15 protein-coding genes are annotated in these 20,214 nt (G+C 56.5%); 4 read left to right on the plus strand and 11 right to left on the minus strand.

The genetic code is table 11. From position 1 onward, the window contains the following. The first annotated feature begins 2 nt into the window (after positions 1-2). Complete coding sequence (gene hemF, locus ACFL9S_RS19665; protein ID WP_405263533.1) at positions 3-911, plus strand: oxygen-dependent coproporphyrinogen oxidase; 909 nt, start codon at positions 3-5, stop codon at positions 909-911. 489 nt (positions 912-1,400) lie between these two features. Here the strand turns inward: hemF and maeB are convergent, their stop codons facing one another. The 7 genes from maeB to ACFL9S_RS19700 all read right to left on the minus strand — a co-directional run bounded on the left by maeB (position 1,401) and on the right by ACFL9S_RS19700 (position 9,875). After that, positions 1,401-3,680 carry an NADP-dependent oxaloacetate-decarboxylating malate dehydrogenase gene (gene maeB / locus ACFL9S_RS19670; RefSeq protein ID WP_405263534.1) on the minus strand — a complete coding sequence of 760 codons (2,280 nt, stop codon included), beginning with the start codon at positions 3,678-3,680 and terminating at the stop codon, positions 1,401-1,403. 226 nt (positions 3,681-3,906) lie between these two features. After that, on the minus strand, positions 3,907-4,869 hold the full coding sequence (locus tag ACFL9S_RS19675; RefSeq protein WP_405263535.1) for a sugar-binding transcriptional regulator: 963 nt from the start codon (positions 4,867-4,869) through the stop codon (positions 3,907-3,909). A gap of 119 nt (positions 4,870-4,988) precedes the next feature. Beyond that, on the minus strand, positions 4,989-5,633 hold the full coding sequence (dhaL, locus tag ACFL9S_RS19680) for a dihydroxyacetone kinase subunit DhaL (protein ID WP_405263536.1): 645 nt from the start codon (positions 5,631-5,633) through the stop codon (positions 4,989-4,991). Between the two features lie 4 nt (positions 5,634-5,637). After that, positions 5,638-6,639, minus strand: coding sequence for a dihydroxyacetone kinase subunit DhaK (locus ACFL9S_RS19685; protein ID WP_405263537.1), 1,002 nt, complete (start codon positions 6,637-6,639; stop codon positions 5,638-5,640). 34 nt (positions 6,640-6,673) lie between these two features. Next, positions 6,674-7,420 (minus strand): SDR family oxidoreductase, encoded by a 747-nt coding sequence (locus tag ACFL9S_RS19690; RefSeq protein WP_405263538.1) that lies wholly within the window; start codon positions 7,418-7,420, stop codon positions 6,674-6,676. Further along, entirely contained in the window at positions 7,417-8,691 is a 1,275-nt protein-coding gene (locus ACFL9S_RS19695; RefSeq protein ID WP_405263539.1) for an MFS transporter, read from the minus strand. Before ACFL9S_RS19695 ends, ACFL9S_RS19690 begins: the two co-directional genes overlap by 4 nt. Before the next feature lie 71 nt (positions 8,692-8,762). Continuing rightward, complete coding sequence (locus ACFL9S_RS19700) at positions 8,763-9,875, minus strand: alcohol dehydrogenase catalytic domain-containing protein (protein WP_405263540.1); 1,113 nt, start codon at positions 9,873-9,875, stop codon at positions 8,763-8,765. A 324-nt stretch (positions 9,876-10,199) separates the two neighbouring features. Here ACFL9S_RS19700 and rpiB point away from each other — a divergent pair, with 324 nt between their 5' ends. The 3 genes from rpiB to tkt all read left to right on the plus strand — a co-directional run bounded on the left by rpiB (position 10,200) and on the right by tkt (position 13,964). Continuing rightward, positions 10,200-10,661 (plus strand): ribose 5-phosphate isomerase B, encoded by a 462-nt coding sequence (gene rpiB / locus ACFL9S_RS19705; protein ID WP_405263541.1) that lies wholly within the window; start codon positions 10,200-10,202, stop codon positions 10,659-10,661. A gap of 282 nt (positions 10,662-10,943) precedes the next feature. Continuing rightward, positions 10,944-11,894, plus strand: coding sequence for a transaldolase (tal, locus tag ACFL9S_RS19710; protein WP_405263542.1), 951 nt, complete (start codon positions 10,944-10,946; stop codon positions 11,892-11,894). A gap of 69 nt (positions 11,895-11,963) precedes the next feature. Beyond that, positions 11,964-13,964, plus strand: a complete 2,001-nt coding sequence (gene tkt / locus ACFL9S_RS19715; protein ID WP_405263543.1) for a transketolase — start codon at positions 11,964-11,966, stop codon at positions 13,962-13,964. Positions 13,965-14,008: 44 nt separating this feature from the next. Here tkt and ACFL9S_RS19720 read toward each other — a convergent pair whose 3' ends face one another. From ACFL9S_RS19720 to ACFL9S_RS19735, 4 genes are all read right to left on the minus strand, one after another. After that, positions 14,009-17,071 carry an efflux RND transporter permease subunit gene (locus tag ACFL9S_RS19720; protein ID WP_405263544.1) on the minus strand — a complete coding sequence of 1,021 codons (3,063 nt, stop codon included), beginning with the start codon at positions 17,069-17,071 and terminating at the stop codon, positions 14,009-14,011. Then, the gene (locus ACFL9S_RS19725; protein ID WP_405263545.1) at positions 17,068-18,210 is read right to left on the minus strand and encodes an efflux RND transporter periplasmic adaptor subunit; all 1,143 of its coding nucleotides are present in this window, start codon (positions 18,208-18,210) and stop codon (positions 17,068-17,070) included. The genes ACFL9S_RS19720 and ACFL9S_RS19725 overlap by 4 nt, the downstream gene beginning before the upstream one ends. Positions 18,211-18,303: 93 nt before the next feature. Then, entirely contained in the window at positions 18,304-19,488 is a 1,185-nt protein-coding gene (locus tag ACFL9S_RS19730) for a sensor histidine kinase (protein WP_405263546.1), read from the minus strand. After that, positions 19,485-20,180, minus strand: a complete 696-nt coding sequence (locus ACFL9S_RS19735; protein WP_405263547.1) for a response regulator — start codon at positions 20,178-20,180, stop codon at positions 19,485-19,487. The genes ACFL9S_RS19730 and ACFL9S_RS19735 overlap by 4 nt, the downstream gene beginning before the upstream one ends. Positions 20,181-20,214: the final 34 nt, after the last annotated feature.

Raw genomic sequence — 20,214 nt, forward strand, 5'->3', positions numbered from 1 at the left:
TTATGAACACTCCGGATATCGCCCAGGTAAAACAGTTTCTGCTCACCCTTCAGGATGAAATTTGCCGCAAGCTGGCACAGGCAGATGGCGAAGCCCAGTTTGCCGAAGACAGCTGGCAGCGCCCCGGGGGCGGAGGCGGACGCAGTCGCGTTCTGCGTCAGGGCCGGGTGTTCGAACAGGCAGGCGTCAACTTCTCCCACGTTTACGGTGATGCAATGCCCGCCTCTGCCACCGCGCACCGCCCTGAACTGGCCGGGCGCAGCTTCGAAGCGCTAGGCGTGTCACTGGTGATCCACCCGGAGAATCCCTATATCCCGACCAGCCACGCCAACGTGCGCTTTTTTATTGCGCAGAAGCCCGGTGCCGATCCGGTGTGGTGGTTTGGTGGCGGTTTCGATCTGACGCCGTTCTACGGCTTCGACGAGGATGCCGTTCACTGGCATCAGACCGCTGCCGACCTGTGTCAACCGTTTGGTGACGAGGTCTATCCGCGTTATAAGAAGTGGTGTGATGACTATTTTCACCTGAAGCACCGCAACGAGCAGCGCGGCATTGGCGGGCTGTTCTTTGACGATCTGAACACCCCGGACTTCGCGCAAAGTTTCCGCTTTATGCAGGCGGTAGGTAACGGCTTTACCGATGCCTATTTGCCGATTGTCGAACGCCGCAAAGCGCTGCAGTGGGGCGAACGCGAACGCGATTTCCAGCTCTACCGCCGTGGGCGCTACGTGGAGTTTAATCTGGTGTGGGATCGCGGCACGTTGTTTGGCCTGCAAACGGGTGGCCGTACGGAATCGATTCTGATGTCGATGCCGCCGCTGGTGCGCTGGGAATATGATTATCAGCCGGAAGCAGGCAGCCCGGAGGCGGCGCTTTACAGTGATTTTCTGCCGGTTAAGGCGTGGATTTGATTTTTTTCATGCTGTTGCATGGGTAAGGTCAACGTCTTAAGGTCAACGTCAACGTCAAAACCCAATTCAAAATCAAAATCTAAAAATTAAATAAGACAAAAAACCAAACGTCATAAAAGACCTTTGTTTTTTGTATTTGGTCTGTGTCTGTTCTTTTGACGTTGACCTGGCCGTTGACCTTTGAGCGGCAATTAAGCGTCGCCGAGGGAGAGCGGATTTCCAGGACGAGCCAACAGGACGTTGGCGAGAGGGCGTGCCGGGACAGGGATGTTCCGTCACGCCCGGTCCGGCCGGAAAGCCGATTGACTGAGGGAACCCACGCAGTGGGCGATGCGCCTGCCGCAAGCCCGGGTCCCCAGGGTGGCGACTGGCCACCCTGGGTCGCTCAGCCCACGAAGTGGGAAAGCGAAACGCCCTTGACCTTAGACGTTGACCTTAGACGTTGACCTTGCTGTTGCCCTCAAAAAAGCAGCATTGCCTGCCCTGTCCTTACAGCGGCGCGGTCTGCGCCTCCACCACCGCCAGCGCCACCATATTCACAATACGCCGCACCGATGAAATCGGCGTCAGCACATGCACCGGTTTCGCCATTCCCATCAGTACCGGTCCCACCGTCACGCCATCAGAACAGGAAACACGCAGCAGGTTGTAGCTGATACGCGCCGCTTCCACGTTAGGCATAATCAGGATATTCGCCGAACCTTTTAGCGGGCTGTCCGGCATCAGATCCTGACGGATACTCTCCACCAGCGCCGCATCACCGTGCATTTCACCATCAATTTCCAGATCAGGTGCCCGGGCTTTCACCAGCGCCAGCGTGTCTCGCATCTTACGTGCGGCAGGCGCATCCGAGGCCCCAAAGCTGGAGTGTGACAACAGCGCCACCTTCGGTTCGATGCCAAAGCGACGCACGGTTTCCGCCGCCATCAGCGTCAGCTCCGCCAGCTGTTCCGGCGTCGGATCTTCATTGACGTAGGTATCAGCAATAAAGGTATTACCGCTCGGCAGCTCCAGCGCGTTCATCGCTCCGGCCACTTTCACGTCAGGGCGGAAGCCAAACAGCTTCTCGACGATATCGTAATGCTGTCGGTAATCCCCCACGGTGCCGCAGATCAGCGCATCGGCCTCCCCCCGGTGAACCATGATGGCACCGATCAGCGTCGGATTACCGATCACATCACGTTGTGCCTGCTGCGGTGACACGCCACGGCGCTTCATAATCTGGTAATACTCGTTCCAGTACTCCTTAAAGCGCGGATCGGATTCGTTGTTCACCACCTCGAAATCTTTGCCCGCTTCGATTTTCAGCCCCAGCTTTTGCAGGCGCATCTCAATCACGCTCGGGCGGCCAATCAGGATCGGTTTCGCCAGTCCGAGCGTCACCAGCTCCTGGGTGGCATGCAGCACCCGCGCCTCTTCCCCTTCGGCCAGCACCACGCGTTTCGGATCTTTACGCGCCTGTGAAAACACCGGTTTCATAAACAGATTAGTTTTGTAGACAAACTCCATCAGCTTTTCGCGGTAGGCATCAAAGTCAGCAATCGGCCGCCGCGCCACGCCGGAGTCCATCGCCGCTTTTGCCACCGCCGGGGCGATCTGCACAATCAGGCGCGGGTCGAAGGGTTTCGGAATCAGATACTCCGGGCCAAACGACAGCTCCTGATCGCCGTAAGCGGAGGCCACCACGTCACTCTGTTCGGCCAGCGCCAGTTCGGCAATGGCATGCACCGCCGCCAGCTTCATCTCTTCGTTGATGGCGGTCGCACCCACGTCCAGCGCACCACGGAAAATAAACGGGAAGCACAGAACGTTATTCACCTGGTTAGGGAAGTCCGAACGGCCGGTACAGATAATCGCATCCGGGCGCACGGCTTTCGCCAGCGGCGGCAGGATTTCAGGTTCCGGGTTGGCCAGCGCGAGGATCAGCGGGTCACGCGCCATCCCTTTAACCATCTCCTGGGTCATCACTTTTGGCCCGGAGCAGCCAAGGAAAATATCCGCGCCGTTAATCACCTCAGACAGGGTTCGTTTACCGTTATCGGCCACGGCATAAACCGCTTTGGTTTCGGCCATCGGGGTTTCGCGCCCCTGGTAGATCACCCCTTTCGAGTCGCAGACCACAATATTGTGTTTCTGCATGCCCAGTGCCACCAGCAGATTAAGGCAGGCAATGGCAGACGCTCCGGCCCCGGAGACCACCAGCCGCACGTCCGAGATATTTTTTTTCACCACCCGCAGGCCGTTAAGCACCGCAGCCGTACAGATGATCGCCGTCCCATGCTGATCGTCGTGGAAGACCGGAATATTCATCCGCTCACGCAGTTTCTTTTCAATGTAGAAGCATTCAGGCGCTTTGATATCTTCAAGGTTAATGCCGCCGAAGGTCGGTTCCAGCGCGGCAATCACCGCGATCAGTTTATCCGGGTCCAGCTCGTCCACCTCGATATCAAATACGTCAATACCGGCAAATTTTTTGAACAGCACGCCTTTCCCTTCCATTACCGGCTTACTGGCCAGCGCACCGATATTCCCTAATCCCAGCACCGCCGTGCCGTTAGAGATCACCGCCACCAGATTGGCTCGGGCGGTGTATTTGTCAGCCGCCTCGGGATCGGCAGCGATCTCCAGGCACGGCGCGGCCACACCGGGTGAATAGGCCAGCGCCAGATCGCGCTGTGTTGCCAGGGGTTTGGTCGGGGAAACCTGGATTTTGCCAGGAACGGGGAACTGATGAAAATCGAGAGCACTCTGTTTTAATTGTTCGTCCATTTGCAGGGTCCTTTTCTTCTGTAGGGGTACAACTTCCCAGTATAGAAGTGCAGGACGGGAGAAAAACTTGAGGGAGTGCAAATAACCGGAAGTAAAAGGGGAAAGAGTAAATAGCCGTTGGCGGCGAAATCAGTTTGTTTACGGGCTGCGCACAGGACAGGGAGCATACACGGAGTATGTGACCTGGCCGAGCACAGCCCGGAAACAAAATGATGAGTAAGCCAGGCTATTTCGTCATATTCAACAGCGTACGAATGTTCTGCGCGGTGGTAGCAATAATATCAATCGCCCCGGTACGCAGCGCACCCAGCAGCGCCATCGACTTGGTATTCTCGGAAGCTATCGCAATCACGCAGGGAATTTTACGCAGCTCGTCGATGCTCAGACCGATCACCCGGTCATTCATCACCGTATCCACATGCTGCCCCTGAGCATTAAAGAAGTCATAACCCGCCACATCACCGATCACGCCCTGATTCAGGCTGGCATCAATAATTTCATGGGGGGTAAACCAGCCCAGCTTCACCATATAGCTGTTTTCATTCATATCGCCGATACCCACCAGCGCCACATCGGCCTTACGTGCGCGATCCAGCGTCTCTTTGATGGTGCCGTTCTGCATAAACGCCTCTTTCAGCGCCCGATCTTCAACATAGGCCGGGGCGTAGAGCGTTTCACTGATACCGCCAAATTTCTTCGCCAGACGGCGACTGATGTGGTCGGCATTGATGGCATCTCCGGGACGGTGCGTCCCGCCAATGCCGCTGATAAAGTGGCAGTTGCGCGTGGGAACACTGCCGGGATGATCGGCGACTGCCGCCACGTTACGCCCCTGGCCGACCGCCACCACCGCATTATCTTTTAACGACTGTGACAGGTGCATTGCCACCAGCGCCGCCACCTGACGCCGCTGCTCATCCTCGTCATGATGATCGAGGGCAATCAACGCACGTTGTAACGGGAAACGCTCCAGTAACTGCTGCTCCAGCCGGGTACTGAATACCGGGTGATAGCGCACGTTGATCTCAACGATGCCCTCTTCTTTGGCCCGCTTTAACAAGCGCCCCACTTTGATGCGGGAGATACCAAATTTACGCGCAATCTCTTCCTGGGTAATTTCGTCCTGATAGTATGCAACGGCAATTTCCGTCAGCAGTTCAGTGTCCTGAGATAGCGTGTTTTTTTCCATCCGGGCAGTCGTCTCTTTTCGTCGGTTTCGGTAGCGAGCGCGGCAGCCTGTGCCGCGCCTCAGGCAACAATTTACATCATTTACTGTTGTTCAATCTCAGATTTTTCTCCAACAGATATTTACGCCGTGGTGGTATCCAGTGCCTCTTCTACAAAAACCGCCATTTGAGTCAACAATAAACAGCAGGAAACGGCCCCGGCATCCAGTACCCCACGAGAACGCTCGCCTAAGCGGCTGGCACGACCAATTTTCGCCACCAAATCACGGGTAGAATCACGCCCGATGACGGCCGCCTGCCTGATAGCCGCCAGCATCGACAGGTAACCCATAGCCGCCGTACGTTCCGCAGCCTCTACCGCAGGAATAAGCGTATCCATCAGGCATTTATCACCCACGCGCGCCTCGCTAATATCCTGTAGTTCAAGCAAACCGGCGCGAAGCATAGCGGCAAATTCACCCGCAGTCAGTGACGATTTATCACGAATACTGTTCGCCATCCCCATAAACAGGCTGCCATAAAGTGGCCCCATTGAGCCGCCTATTCCTTCCATCAGCGCATCGGATAACGTATCAAACGCTTGTGCAAGCGACTGACTATCGTGCAATTTATCACCGCACAGGGTGAACCCCTTCGCCATGTTGATCCCATGATCGCCATCGCCAATAGCACCATCAATTTCACTCAAATAGTCACGATTCTGACGGATAATGGTCACCAGGCCATGCACTAAAATATTGCCACGTTGTGTTGAAAGTTGTGTCATCGTCTTATCCCAACAGTGTTAATCCCGGGACCTGCGTCGGCAGATCAACCAGTTTTTTCAGTTCATCATCCAGCGTCATTAGCGTCAGTGTTACCCCCATCATCTCCAGCGAGGTAAAATAGTTACCAACCAGTGCACGATGGACACGGATCCCTTTCTCACTCAGGATTTTCTCTACTTCGGCGTAATAGATATACAGCTCCATCACTGGGGTGGCGCCCAGGCCGGAAACCAGCACCATAACATCTGAGTGTTTAGCACCGTCCTGGTGTTCGAGCACAAAGTTAAGCATGGTCGATGCCATCTCTTTGGCGCTTTGCGTTGGCACCACTTCGATACCCGGCTCACCGTGATGACCAATCCCAATTTCCATCGTCCCCGGAGCGATATGGAAATTAGGCTTCCCGACCGCAGGGATCGTGCAGGAACTCAGCCCAACACCAATAGAGCGGCAGTTATCGATTGCCTTCTGCGCCACGCCGATCACCCCATCCAGGTCGTAACCCTGCGCGGCGGCAGCGCCCCCCACCTTCCACATCAAAATTTCCCCAGCCACGCCACGCCTGCGCGCCTTTTCACTAACGGGAGCAGAAGCAATATCGTCATTTGCCACCACCGTTTTAACGGCGATACCTGCCGCCGTTGCTTTCTTGATTGCCATTTTGACGTTCATATTATCGCCGGCATAGTTACCGTAGAGGCAGGCAACACCGGCCCCACTATCGGCGGCTTTAAATGCATCAAGGAATGCGCCGGCAGTCGGCGAAGAAAACACCTCCCCAATAGCAACCGCATCCAGCATGTTTTCCCCCATATAACCGAGGAAGGCCGGTTCATGGCCTGAACCACCGCCAGTAACCACACCCACTTTTCCGGCTTGTGGTGACTGCGGACGCTTGAGAACGCGTGGGTTCGCCGTGGCCTGGAAAATAGCAGGATGGGCTTTCAAATATCCCTGAATGGCGTCATCCACCACATAATCAGGATCGTTAATAATGCGATTCATTGTATGACTCCTTATTTATGGGCACCGTGGCACCTCAACAAATGGTGAAACCACCATCGACCACCACGTTGGCCCCGTTCATCATTGCCGCCCCTGGGCTGGCAAGAAACAGTGCCGTTGCCGCAATGTGTGCAGGTTCAGCAAAACGACGTAATGGGATCTGTTTTTTATGTTGTTCGCCGGACTCTCCAGCCCAGGCCCTGGCACCCAACTCGGTCAGCACAACCGTTGGCGAGATAGCATTCACATTAATATTGTGAGGGCCCCACTCCAGCGCCAGCACCTGAGTTAAGCCCACCACTGCCGCCTTGCTGGCGCAGTAAGCCACATGCTGGGGTAATGCGACGATGGCTGCCTGAGAAGCCATATTGATAATGTTGCCACTGCCCTGGCGCAGAAAATGCTGCCCCGCTGCCTGACATACCAGAAATGTGCCTTTAAGGTTGATTGCAAGTGTGCGATCCCACTCTGCTTCTCCCAACGACTCGGCAGGCCCCAGCAGCGCCACGCCAGCGCAGTTGACGGCAATGTCCAGCGTGCCAAAGTGGCGAATAACCTCGGCCACTGCTGCATTGACGGCTAAACGATCGGTCACATCGACGGTCAGTCCCAGCACTCGCTGGCTATCCATGTGATCTGCCAGTTGGCCGACTTGTTCATCGCGATCGAACAGAGCGACACGCCCTCCCTGCTGCAAAAAAGCCTGGGCGATGGCATAACCGATCCCTGCGGCCCCCCCCGTGATCAGGGCAACCTTCCCCTCTAATGACAAACTCATCATGATGCTTCCTTCTGTTTAATCAATTGGCTCGAGGACGAGGACGTCGTCATGTCGTCCAGGGTGGGTAAGGTGACAAACTTCATGAGTAGCGCGGCCAGTAGGTAAAGGCCGGTGTAAATCCAGATCACGCCGTCTGCGCCAAGCGAACCGATAAACACGCCAACAATCGCAGGCCCGACGAAGGTGCTTAACCCCGCCCCCAGATTCAGAATTGACATGGCGGCACCTTTATTTTCCGGTGCCAGGGATGGCATCAGAGCAGAAAGCGGAACAAACGCAGCCAGGCAGGCCCCAAACAGGCCAGCCATAGTGACCGTTGCCCAGTAATTAGCGCCAACCCACTGCGGCATATAGAAGAACAGCACGGTGGTGATTGCGCAGCCAATGCAGCCAAACCACATCACCACGTTACGCCAGCCAAGACCGTCGCTGACAATGCCAAAAACCAGGTTAAAGATGATATTGACGCCCCACAGAGCCGCATACATATGCAGCCAGTCGGTACGGCTGAAGCCGAGATCCATCATGTAGGTCGGCATAAAGACCACGAAGCCATAGGCGGCAGAGGTATTAATAGTGCGGACGATCCCCCCCAGACCAATTTTGGGGTTTTCAACGGCGATGGTAATCCCCTTCACTACATATGCCAGAGAGGGTTTCACACACGATGCCTGTTCCGCTGCATCGCCCCGGTTAAGTAACAGGGCAATCATTGCACCCAGTGCGACGAAAATCAGGGCACTCCACAGCGTGTTAATCTCCCCCAGCAGCGGCAGCGCCATGCTGGAATAGAGGACTCCCAGTACGCTTAATCCGCCGCTGTACACAAACCAGAAGATACCTACCGCAGAACCCAGCCGCTCTTTAGGTGCTTCATAGGCCACCCAAACCAAAAAACCATAAGCAAACAACGGATAACCCAGACCGCGCAGCGCATAGGTCGGGATCATGGTGCCCAGATGATGGCTGGGTAAACCAACAGAGAGAAACAGCACGGAGCCAATCATGAACAAAATCAATCCGACCAGCATCACCCGTCTGGCGGTATAGATTTCAGCCAGCACGCCTGAAAACCATGCAGCAATCGCTGCGGCAAAACCGTATACGCTGAACAGCAGTGCCGACTGCTGTACGCTCATACCGTTTTCAATCAGATAAGGCGAGAGCCATCCCTGCTCCAACCCCTCTCCCATCATAAATATCAATACACCGGCATAACCCAACAACAACTTAGGTGACAGGCCAGTGCGAACGACGAATCGTTGCAACATATCCCCTCCTGGAATGGATCTCAGGAAGTGCGCCCGGCCATACCGGGAATGCCGCACTTACATGAATAGATTTAGAGATTTGGATTCAGCACCACTTTGATGGAGTCAACGCCGCGTTTCATCAGCTCAAAACCTTCAGTGAATCGCTCAAGCGGCAAGGTATGTGTGACAACCCCTTTGGTCGGGAATGACCCGTCGCGGATACCTTCAATAACCAGCGGGTAGCAATACGGTCCGAGGTGAGAACCGAGGACATCCAGTTCCTTACGGTCACTAATGATGCTCCAGTCAATGCTGACCGGATCTTTGAATACTGAAAACTCCACAAACGTGCCCAGCTTACGGATCATCGTCAGCCCTTGCTCCACCGACTTTCCTGCGCCTGTGGCTTCGATATAGATGTCGCAGCCATAGCCGTCAGTCATCTCTTTCACTCGCTTGACCGCATCCTGAGACGCCGGGTTAATGACGATATCGGCCCCAAACTCTTTCGCCAGTGCCAGACGTTTATCCGACAGATCAAGCACCACCAGTTTTGCCGGACCAGACTTCTTAATAGCGCCAATCATTCCCAACCCCAGGGTTCCCGCTCCGGCCAGCACCACCACATCGCCAAGTTTGATATTGGCGCGCTGTACCGCATGCAACGAACAGGCATAGGGTTCAATCAAAATGGCGTCCTCAATCGGCAATTCGTCGGGGACGTGGTAGTTGATCGCCTCTTTGGTAAACTTCATGTACTGCGCCATACCGCCGTTGACATTATTTTGGAAACCATAAAGATCGTGCTTCTCACACATCCAGTACTGTCCCCGGTGGCAAAAACGGCAGCCCCAGCACGGCACAATTTGTTCTGAAATAACCCGGTCGCCGAGCGCGAACGCCTCAACATCATCAGCCAGCGCAACAACATGACCGATAAACTCATGCCCCGGGATCATGGGCGCTTTGATATAGGCGGGTTGCTTATCATCTCCCCAAAAACTGGGTGCCCCCTCCCAGGCTTTTATATCTCCAGCGCAGATGCCGCAGGCTTCTACCTTCACCAGAATCTCGCCGTTTTCGAGACAAGGAACATCCACTTCCTGTAGTCGGTAATCTCCGGGTGCAAACGCTACAACAGCTTTCATCCGTGATGGTATGCCCTCAACACGGCGATGCTGAACTTCCCTCTGCTGACACATAATCGCTTCCCCTTCTAATGATCATTTACACGATAACCGAGCAATTGAACACTACACAGCGGAAAGGATTAAGCCAACACCTTGAGTTGCGAACTGTGACAAATGGCGTGAAACAGGATAAATCAGCATAACCAAGTGAGTTTATGATTATTTTTTGTGACAACCCCCACTTTTATTTTCGTAATCTCGTCAATTCAAACAAAACATATGATCTACAATTGAACATTTGAATATTTGAATATTTGCGCTTAGTGTAGTCATATTCAGGCCGCGACCCCTGACGATCGTCGGCCACTTACTTCACCTTTTTTGGAGAGATTTGCCATGGTTTCGATTGCGATCGGCGCTGATGATGCCGCTACTGAGTTGAAAAAATTTCTTGTCTGCTACCTCCAGCAGTCAGGCTTTGTTATCACTGACTACAGTTGCGATAGGGGACAGCATGCGGATAACGCCTATCCCGATGTCGCCTGGACGGTGGCTAACGCCATTCGTGAAGGTAAGCACCAGCGTGGAATTTTGATTTGCGGAACCGGGATCGGCATGGCGATTGTGGCAAACAAGGTGCCGGGGATCCGTGCGGCACAGTGTCACGATACCTACTCTGCCGAGCGCGCACGCAAGAGTAACAATGCGCAGGTGATGACGCTGGGCGCACGCGTCATCGGGCCGGAGCTGGCCCGCAGCATTGTGAACAGCTGGCTAAATGCTGAATTTGAAGGCGGCGGCTCAACAGAAAAAGTCGAGAAAATCAGCTATTACGAACAGAAAGTCGTCGAAAAGTAATCCTTAGGTGCGGCGCACCCTCCCCTGTGCCGCCGTGTTTTCCCTGAGCTGCTACACTTAGCCCTTGTGCTATTTTTGCTGCCAGCAGACTGGCCCATTGGGCGAACCCATCGCAACAATCAGAGAAAACGCATTCCCATTGTCGCGGGTCTGATGCAATGTTTCGCCTAAGAATACCCAGCCGTGTCGAGTAGAGTTGTTGCGTCTTGCCTGTGAGAAACAGCCGCAACAATTGCGTCACGGTCAAATTTGCATCACAGATTGCTTATCAAGGAGCTTTAGATGAACCAGCTAGACGCACTGAAACAATTCACCACCGTGGTGGCTGATAGTGGCGACATTGAATCCATCCGTAACTACCACCCGGAAGATGCCACAACCAACCCGTCTCTGATCCTGAAAGCCTCTGGCCTGGACGCCTACAAACATCTGATTACTGACGCCATCGAGTACGCCAAAAAACAGGGCGGCAGTAAAGAAACCCAGATTATCAATGCCAGCGACAAAGTCGCGGTTAACCTCGGTCTGGAGATCCTGAAAAGTGTTCCTGGCCGCGTGTCTACTGAAGTTGATGCGCGCCTCTCTTTCGATCGCGGTATGTGCGTCACCAAAGCTGAAAAACTGGTGAGAATGTATGAAGAAAACGGTATCGACCGTTCACGCATCCTCATCAAGCTGGCGTCCACCTGGGAAGGGATCAAAGCCGCGGAAGAGCTGGAGAAAAACGGCATTCAATGCAACCTGACCCTTTTATTCTCCTTCGCTCAGGCCCGTGCCTGCGCTGAAGCCGACGTGTTCCTGATCTCACCGTTTGTTGGCCGCATCTACGACTGGTACAACAGCCGTAAACCGCTCAACCCGTATGTGGTAGATGAAGATCCGGGTGTGAAATCCGTGCGCAACATCTACGACTACTACAAGCAGCATCGCTATAACACCGTGATCATGGGTGCCAGCTTCCGTAAAGTTGATCAGATCCTCGCCCTGGCGGGCTGCGACCGTCTGACCATCGCGCCGAATCTGCTGGAAGAACTTCAGGCCAGCAATGCCCCGGTCGAACGCAAACTGACGCCGTCCACTCAGGGCTTCCACCAGCCAGCGCCGCTGTCTGAAGCAGAATTCCGCTGGGAACATAATCAGGACCCGATGGCAGTAGAAAAACTGGCTGAAGGTATCCGCCAGTTCGCCGTTGACCAGCAAAAACTGGAAGACGTGCTGGCGGCACGTCTGTAATCCCCCTCTTTATTATCTCTGTCTCCCCGGCGGATCGACGATCCGCCCCTATGCAACAAGGAGGAAGCAATGTCTTCACGTAAAGAACTGGCAAATGCCATCCGCGCGCTCAGTATGGATGCGGTGCAAAAAGCCAAATCTGGTCATCCGGGTGCGCCAATGGGTATGGCCGATATCGCTGAAGTGCTGTGGCGTGATTTCCTGCATCACAACCCGAACAACCCGGCCTGGGCTGACCGCGACCGCTTTATTCTGTCGAACGGCCACGCCTCAATGCTGCTTTACAGCCTGCTGCATCTCAGCGGCTACGATCTACCGATGTCCGAGCTGAAAAACTTCCGCCAGCTGCATTCAAAAACGCCGGGCCACCCGGAATTGGGCTACACGCCAGGCGTGGAAACCACCACCGGGCCGCTGGGCCAGGGTCTGGCGAATGCTGTCGGACTGGCGATTGCGGAACGGACGCTGGGCGCGCAGTTTAACCGCCCGGATCATGAGATTGTCGACCACCATACTTACGTGTTTATGGGTGATGGCTGCCTGATGGAAGGCATCTCCCATGAAGTCTGCTCACTGGCGGGTACGCTGGGCTTAGGTAAACTGATCGGCTTTTACGATCACAACGGCATTTCGATTGATGGTGAAGTGGAAGGCTGGTTTACCGACGATACTGCACAACGTTTTGAAGCCTATCACTGGCATGTGATCCGCGATATCGACGGCCACAACCCGGATGCGATTGCCAACGCGATCAAAGAAGCGCAGAGCGTCACCGACAAACCGTCGCTGCTGATTTGTAAAACCGTGATTGGTTTCGGTTCGCCGAACAAAGCCGGGAAAGAAGAAGCGCACGGTGCGGCGCTGGGCGATGAAGAAGTGGCGCTGACGCGTAAAGCGCTGGGCTGGAATTATCCGCCGTTTGAAATCCCGAAAGAGATTTATGCGCAGTGGGATGCGAAAGACTCCGGTGCGAAAGCGGAAAAAGCGTGGGACGCGAAATTTGCCGCGTACAAAACCGCTTACCCTGAGCTGGCCGCTGAATACACCCGCCGTATGACCGGAGGGATGCCGGAGAACTGGCAGGCCGAAACCCAGAAGTACATTGAACAGTTGCAGGCCAATCCGCAAAAAATCGCCAGCCGTAAAGCCTCGCAAAACGCGCTGGAAGCTTACGGTCCGCTGCTGAAAGAGTTCTTAGGTGGCTCTGCTGATTTGGCACCAAGCAATCTGACTATCTGGTCTGGCTCGAAGTCGATCAAAGAGGACCTGGCCGGAAACTATATTCACTACGGCGTGCGCGAATTCGGCATGACGGCGATTGCCAATGGCCTGGCGCATCACGGTGGCTTTATCCCTTACACCGCCACCTTCCTGATGTTCGTTGAGTATGCGCGTAACGCCGTGCGTATGGCGGCACTGATGAAGGCGCGTCAGATTATGGTCTACACCCACGACTCGATCGGCCTGGGCGAAGATGGCCCGACGCACCAGCCGGTTGAGCAGATCGCCAGCCTGCGCGTAACACCCAATATGAGCGTCTGGCGTCCGTGCGACCAGGTAGAAACCGCCGTGGCGTGGAAACATGCCGTCGAGCGTCATAATGGCCCAACCGCGCTGATCCTGTCGCGTCAGAACCTGGCGCAACCGGAGCGTACGAAAGAGCAGCTGGCCAATATTTCGCGCGGCGGTTACGTGCTGAAAGACAGCAACGGCACGCCGGATGTGATCCTGATTGCTACCGGTTCCGAAGTGGAAATCACCCTGGGCGCAGCCGACAAGCTGACCGCCAGCGGCCACAAGGTGCGCGTGGTATCGCTGCCTTCAACCGACCTGTTTGATGCTCAGGATGTGGCCTACCGTGAATCCGTGCTGCCTGCTGCCGTCACGGCGCGTGTGGCGGTGGAAGCCGGTATCGCTGACTACTGGTACAAATATGTTGGCCTGAACGGCGCCATCGTCGGGATGACCGGCTTTGGTGAATCGGCCCCGGCCGAGAAGCTGTTCGCGGAGTTTGGCTTTACGGTGGAAAACATCGTCAGCCATGCGGACGCGCTGCTGAAAGCGCATTAACGCCTATCCAGCCCAAAATACATAACCGCCGCAAGGCGGTTTTTTTATGCTTCCGGCACCGCATCGTCTTTTATCACCAGGCTGAGACAGGCGGGCAGCACCGTCAGTGTCACCAGCGTGGCCACCAGCAACCCGCCGATGATGGCATAGGCCATCGGTCCCCAGAACACCTGTTCGGCTATCGGGATCATACCCAGAATCGCCGCACAGGCGGTCAGCATGATCGGGCGAGATCGATGCTGCGCGGCAGCGATAATCGCCTGCTGTTTTTCCATTCCCCGCCCAAGGTTGCTGTCCACCTCCCCGATCAGAATCACCGCATTACGGATAATCATCCCGGCCAGCGCAATCATCCCGAGCAGTGCCACAAAGCCCATCGGCGTGCCGGTCGGTAACATCGCCAGCACAATACCAATCAGCCCAAAGGGCGCCATCAGCAGCGCCAGCAGCATACGCGAGAAACGCTGTAGCTGGATCATCAGCAGGATCAGCATCACAAACAGCGTCACCGGCAGAACGGCAAACACCGAGTTGTTGCCCTTATCCGATTCAGCCACCGATCCGCCTTCGTCAATCCGGTAGCCAGGGGGTAATGACGCTCGCAGTTGCGTGACCGGGGCCGCCAACTGTTGCGATACCCCCTCCGCACGCAGGCCCGGTGCCAGGTCAGTCTGCACGGTGATAAACGGCATACGCTGATGGCGCCAGATCACCGGGTCCTGGATGCCCCAGCGAAGCGTTGCCACCTGACTTAAGGGCACCTTGATGCCGCCGCTGGTGGTCAGTTGCAGGGAGGAGAGCGTCGTCAGATCCTGACGTTCCCGGTCATTGGCCCGCAGCATCACATCCACCTGTCGGTTACCGTCACGGACTGTCGTCACCACGCTGCCTGACCAGAGGGTATTCAGTGCTGCGGCCACGCTTTCCGAGGAGACGCCCGCCGCCCGTGCCGCCGTCTGATTGATCATCAGAGTGATGACGCGCTCCGGTTCACCGGCGGTCAGATTCACCTCACGGGTGAGCGTACTGTCGCCGAGGATCGCCGCCAGCTGCCGGGCAATCGATTGAACCTGATGATAATCCGGCCCGCTGACGCGGTACTTTATTGGCCAGCCGACCGGCGGCCCCAGTTCGAGCGGCGAAACGCGCGTGGCGATATCACTGAAACTCTCCGACAGGATCTTCTCCAGCTGCTGTTGCAGCACTTCACGATCCTCAAGACTCTTCGCCACCACGACCAGCTGGGCGGTGTTTTCATTATCGAGTAATACATCCATCGGCAGATAAAAACGGATAGCCCCGGTGCCGACATAGCTGGAGAGGCGATCAATATGGGGATTGCCGCGTAATGCCCGCTCAAGCCGCGCGGTCTGGCGTTCGGTTTCTGTCTGAGAGGCGTTGCCGGGCAGCGTCAGGCTCACCAGCAGCTCAGGCCGGTCGGACGCCGGAAAAAACTCTCCCTGCATAAAGGTTGTTCCCCACCCTGCCAGCACCAGCAACGTCAGCGCAGCGGTCACGGTTTTCAGCCGGTGCCCCAGCGCCAGCATCAGTAAGCGGTGATACCCGCGCGCCACCCGCCCCGGCCCGGCCTGATGTGATTTAAGGGCGGCGGGCAGTAGCCAGGTGCCGATCAGCGGAGAAAACAGGATAGCAACGACCCAGGAGGAGAGCAGCGCGATCGTCACGACAACAAACAGAGAAAAACAGTATTCTCCCGCGCTGGAGGCGGCAAACCCGACCGGGATAAAACCGGCAATCATTACCAGCGTCCCCGTCAACATCGGGAAGGCGGTGGTTTGAAACGCATAGCTGGCGGCCTTCCAGCGGCTGTCTCCCGCTTCCAGCCGTGACACCATGCTTTCCACGGTGATCATCGCATCATCCACCAGTAGGCCGAGCGCGATAATCAGCGCCCCCAGCGAAATGCGCTGTAACCCGATCCCCGCCAGCATCATGCCCACGAAGGTCATCGCCAGCACCAGCGGGATCGCGGCGGCCACCACCAGCCCGGCCCGCATACCCAGCGAGAGAAAAGAAACCGCCATCACGATAACCACCGCTTCCGTCAGCACCCGGGTAAATCCACTGACGGCCTGCTTTACCACGGCGCTCTGGTCAGCCACCCTGACCATCTCAATCCCGTGCGGCAGCCCGGCCTGAATCGCCGCCATACGCTGGTTCACCGCCTCACCAAAACGAATCATGTTGCCGGTAGCGGCCATGGATATCGCCAGACCGATGGCGGGTTGACCATTGACGCGAAATGCAGCAGCGGGCGGCTCTGCCACTTCCCGGGTGACGGTGGCAATCGCGCTAAGGGGGATATAACGATCGCCAATATGCAGCACGACAGCTTGCACACTCTGCGCGGACCCCAGCGAGCCGGTCACGCGCAGCGCGATATTTTCCCTGTCGCTGCGTATTTCCCCGGCGGGCACCACGGCATTCTGCGCACGAATGGCCTCGGTGACCTGCTGAAGATCCATCCCCAGCCCCGCCATTTTACGCGGCGAAAAGGCAATCACCATTTGCTCTTCCTGCACCCCCGTCAGCATGATTTTGCCCATATCCGGCAGCGACATCAGGCTGCGGCGAATGTCTTCAACCCGGTCGCGCAGTTCGCGCGGGGAGAAGCCTTCGGCGGTGAAACCGTAAATCGTGCCAAACGTATCATCAAACTCGTCGTTGACCTGGGGCGTCTGCACTCCCTGGGGAAGCGAAGGCGTAATATCCTGCACTTTTTTGCGCACCTGATACCAGATATCAGGCACTGAGGCAGGGGGCGTATCATCGCGCAGGTTAACAAAAATCACCGACTGCCCGGCGCGGGTTTCACTCTCGACATAATCGAGATAAGGAATTTCCTGAAGTTTCTTCTCCAGCGTATCCGTGACCAGATTAACCGTATCTGTTACATCAGCACCCGGCCAGGATGCCGATACCACGGCGGTTTTGATGGTAAACGCCGGATCTTCATTACGCGGCAGCTGCGCATAGCTGAGGATACCTGCCACCATCACCAGCAGCATAAAGAAGACGATCGGTTGTTGGTGCTGTAAGGCCCAGGTGGAGAGATTGAAACGCGATGTCGGCATGTGCGGGGTCATTCGCCTTCCTCCAGCAGTCTGACTTTTTCACCGTCACGCAGTTTGCTGACGCCTGCTGTTACTACCCGCTCTCCCGGCAGGATACCTGCCGTCACCGCAATGCTGCTCAGATCAGAGTTCCCCAGGCTGACCGGACGTATCAGCACGCGGAGGTGGGTACGATCCACCACGAAAACGGCGGGTTTATCCCCCAGCCGGGTCAAGGCGGACGCGGGCAGTGCGATGCTGCGTTGCCCCTCATGCCGCCACTCTGCCTGCACACTGGCCCCCAGCGCCATGCTGTCCGGTGGATTCTCCAGCGTCACGCGCACGCGCCAGGTACGCGTTTGAGGATCGGCCTGCGGGCTGATATCACGCAGCTGTCCCTGGGTTGTCACACCGGGGTCGGCAAGCAGTGAGATCTGTACAGGCTGGGGGCTGTTTTGCGTCAGAGCATGCGGATCGCTGACGTCAAAGATCGCATCGCGTTCATTGCCCGCAGCGAGGGTGAACACCGCCTGTCCGGCACTGACAACCTGACCTGGCTGGGCGCTGACCGCGGTGATAATACCGTCCGAAGGCGCCGTCAGGCGCGTCCAGCTCAGGCTGTCCTGGGCATTTTTAAGTGCCGCTTCGCTGCTCTGTCGTTTGGATAAAGCCGCCTGCCAGTCTGAACGCGCCGTATCCAGCTGAACGCGGGCGATGGCCCCGGTTCGCGTCAGCGTGTTCATCCGCTGCACATTCAATGCCGCCACCCGTTCAGCCGCCTGTGCGCTGGCGAGATCGGCGCGCGCACTGCCCAGCTGATTCCGGCCCGTGCTGTTATCCTGCATCGCCAGCAGCTGCCCTGCCTTCACCTTGTCCCCCACATCCACGGCGCGCGACAATATGCGTCCATCCAGGCGAAACGCCAGAGTCGTTTCATCGTGAGCCAGGATCTCCCCGGTCTGCAACTGCACGCTGCCGGAAAGCGAAGCCGGTGCCACCACATAGCGCACCGGACGAGCGGTCGGCGCAGGGGTTTTCTCCTTGCCGCCACAGGCAACAAGGAGAAACGCGACGGGCAGTGTCATAAACCACAGCCAGGAGAGGGAGAACCGCCCCGGGAGGTTGAGATGATGCAGTATCTGACGGGCGTAATCGGTGAAGGTATCGGTCATAACGCTATTCCTGAACGGTAATCGCCTTATTCAATCGCGCGACTGTCCAGATTTGCTGCACGTATTATCAAGAAACCGTCAATTCAGGCGATTTTATTCCCCCTCCGGCGTGGCAAAGGGTAAATGCAGGCTGATCATCAGCCCGCCTTCCGCAGGCAGTGAGGCCACCAGCTGCCCACCGCAGGCTTCACAAATTGCCCGGGCTATCGACAGACCCAGTCCACTGCCGCCTGAGTGTCGTGCCCGCGAAGAGTCAGCCCGGGCAAATCGTTCGAACATCAGCGGCAGAAATTCTGCCTCCACGCCCGGCCCATGATCGCGGAAGGTGATCACATAGCCCTTAAGCTGACGCTGAACATCGATATCCAGCACGTGGCCTTCGCCTGCGTAGCGCAGGGCATTTTCCATCAGAATGGTAAAGACCTGCCCCAGACGAAAAGGATCCCCGCGAAAAGGCGCAGGAGCGCCCGCAGTGACAGACATGCTCATCCCGGTCTCTTCCGCCTGCGGTTTCATCCATATCACGCGCTCACGCAGCAGTTCGGTCAAATCGAAGGTGCTCAGGCTGAACGACAGTTCTCCGGCATCGGCAAGCGATAGCAGATGCAGCTCATCCGTCAGCCGGTTCAGGTGCTGAAGCTGCTTCATCACCATGTTCAGCTGGCTCGGGACCGGCTCAAATACGCCGTCTATCATCCCCTGAAGGCGCCCTATCGCAGCCGTCAGCGGTGAACGCAGCTCGTGCGCCATGGCGACATGGGAGGTGCGCAGCTCACGATCGTAACGTTCAAGCTGCTGAGACATAAGATTAAAATCGTGGGTAAACTGTGCGAGTTCAGCGGGGGCGTTTTCCACCGCCCCTGCCCGCGTACCAAACTCACCGCGTGCCACCGATCGTGCCGCGGTCGCCAGGCGGCTGAACTGTTCGGACAGCGGCCGCGCGGCACCCAGCCCGAAGATAATAATGACCGGCAGCGCAATCACAATTAACGTCGCCAGCGTCAGCCAGTCTGATGAGGCGATGTCCGGCATCGAATAACCAAGGCCCCAGCCCGCATCGATCAGTTGGTGAAAGCGGGCAATATCCCGCTCCGGATGTTTCAACAGGACGGCCAGCTCCGCTCGGTCAGAGGCCGTCATATGATTGAGTACCCAGTATTTCTGAATCACAAAACGCAGCCACATGCATAAAGCGATCAAGACCACTGATCCCATGGCCAGCGCCAGGATCCTCATGCAGATCCAGCGCCACAGGCTCTGTTGTTTGTGCTGGCTCATGGCTGTCTGAACCGGTAACCCACACCGCGCACGTTATGCAGGACATCCGCAATGCCCGCATTTTCCAGCTTTTTACGCAGGTTATACATATGCGTATCGACCACGCGCTCCAGCGCTTCGCTCTCTGGCAGGCAGCGCTCCAGCAGCATCTGACGGGAAAAAGGATAGGTCTGGGACTGCATCAGCGTGGTGAGCAATGAGAGTTCGGTTGGAGTGAGTTCCAGCCCCGTCACCTTGCCCGCCCCGTCTCTGACACCGGCGGTGAGCGATTCAACATCAACCTCCAGCCCCTGCCAGCGCAGGATCTCCTGGCGCTGGGTCAGGCTGGATGTGCGGCGCAGCACCGCCTGAACGCGTGCCACCACCTCACCCGGGTTGTACGGTTTTACCACGTAGTCATCGGCGCCATAGCGCAGTGCGCCAATTTTATCCGGCGTATCCCCCATCGCGGAGACCATGATCACCGGAATATCCCCTTTACGGCGCACGGCCGCCAGCACCTCTGTGCCATTCATCCCAGGCAGCATGATATCAAGCAGGATCAGGTCCGGCTTCCAGCTCTGCGACAGATCCAGCCCGGTTAATCCGTCGCTGGCAATGGCGACATGGTAATTCTCCCGGCGTAAATAGGCTTCCAGGACGTTAGCCGCATCCGCGTCGTCCTCAATAATCAGTACGCGTTTCATCTGCATTTCATCACCTTGACTGTTTCTTCATAAAACCCTG

The organism is Erwinia sp. AnSW2-5 (assembly GCF_045107195.1).
Taxonomy (GTDB): Bacteria; Pseudomonadota; Gammaproteobacteria; order Enterobacterales; family Enterobacteriaceae; genus Erwinia.

Bases quoted from the DNA above. Each gene is read 5' to 3' on its own strand.
- hemF (WP_405263533.1), top strand. From the start codon at position 3: ATGAACACTCCGGATATCGCCCAGGTAAAACAGTTTCTGCTCACCCTT.
- maeB (WP_405263534.1), bottom strand. From the start codon at position 3,680: ATGGACGAACAATTAAAACAGAGTGCTCTCGATTTTCATCAGTTCCCC.
- ACFL9S_RS19675 (WP_405263535.1), bottom strand. From the start codon at position 4,869: ATGGAAAAAAACACGCTATCTCAGGACACTGAACTGCTGACGGAAATT.
- dhaL (WP_405263536.1), bottom strand. From the start codon at position 5,633: ATGACACAACTTTCAACACAACGTGGCAATATTTTAGTGCATGGCCTG.
- ACFL9S_RS19685 (WP_405263537.1), bottom strand. From the start codon at position 6,639: ATGAATCGCATTATTAACGATCCTGATTATGTGGTGGATGACGCCATT.
- ACFL9S_RS19690 (WP_405263538.1), bottom strand. From the start codon at position 7,420: ATGATGAGTTTGTCATTAGAGGGGAAGGTTGCCCTGATCACGGGGGGG.
- ACFL9S_RS19695 (WP_405263539.1), bottom strand. From the start codon at position 8,691: ATGTTGCAACGATTCGTCGTTCGCACTGGCCTGTCACCTAAGTTGTTG.
- ACFL9S_RS19700 (WP_405263540.1), bottom strand. From the start codon at position 9,875: ATGTGTCAGCAGAGGGAAGTTCAGCATCGCCGTGTTGAGGGCATACCA.
- rpiB (WP_405263541.1), top strand. From the start codon at position 10,200: ATGGTTTCGATTGCGATCGGCGCTGATGATGCCGCTACTGAGTTGAAA.
- tal (WP_405263542.1), top strand. From the start codon at position 10,944: ATGAACCAGCTAGACGCACTGAAACAATTCACCACCGTGGTGGCTGAT.
- tkt (WP_405263543.1), top strand. From the start codon at position 11,964: ATGTCTTCACGTAAAGAACTGGCAAATGCCATCCGCGCGCTCAGTATG.
- ACFL9S_RS19720 (WP_405263544.1), bottom strand. From the start codon at position 17,071: ATGACCCCGCACATGCCGACATCGCGTTTCAATCTCTCCACCTGGGCC.
- ACFL9S_RS19725 (WP_405263545.1), bottom strand. From the start codon at position 18,210: ATGACCGATACCTTCACCGATTACGCCCGTCAGATACTGCATCATCTC.
- ACFL9S_RS19730 (WP_405263546.1), bottom strand. From the start codon at position 19,488: ATGAGCCAGCACAAACAACAGAGCCTGTGGCGCTGGATCTGCATGAGG.
- ACFL9S_RS19735 (WP_405263547.1), bottom strand. From the start codon at position 20,180: ATGCAGATGAAACGCGTACTGATTATTGAGGACGACGCGGATGCGGCT.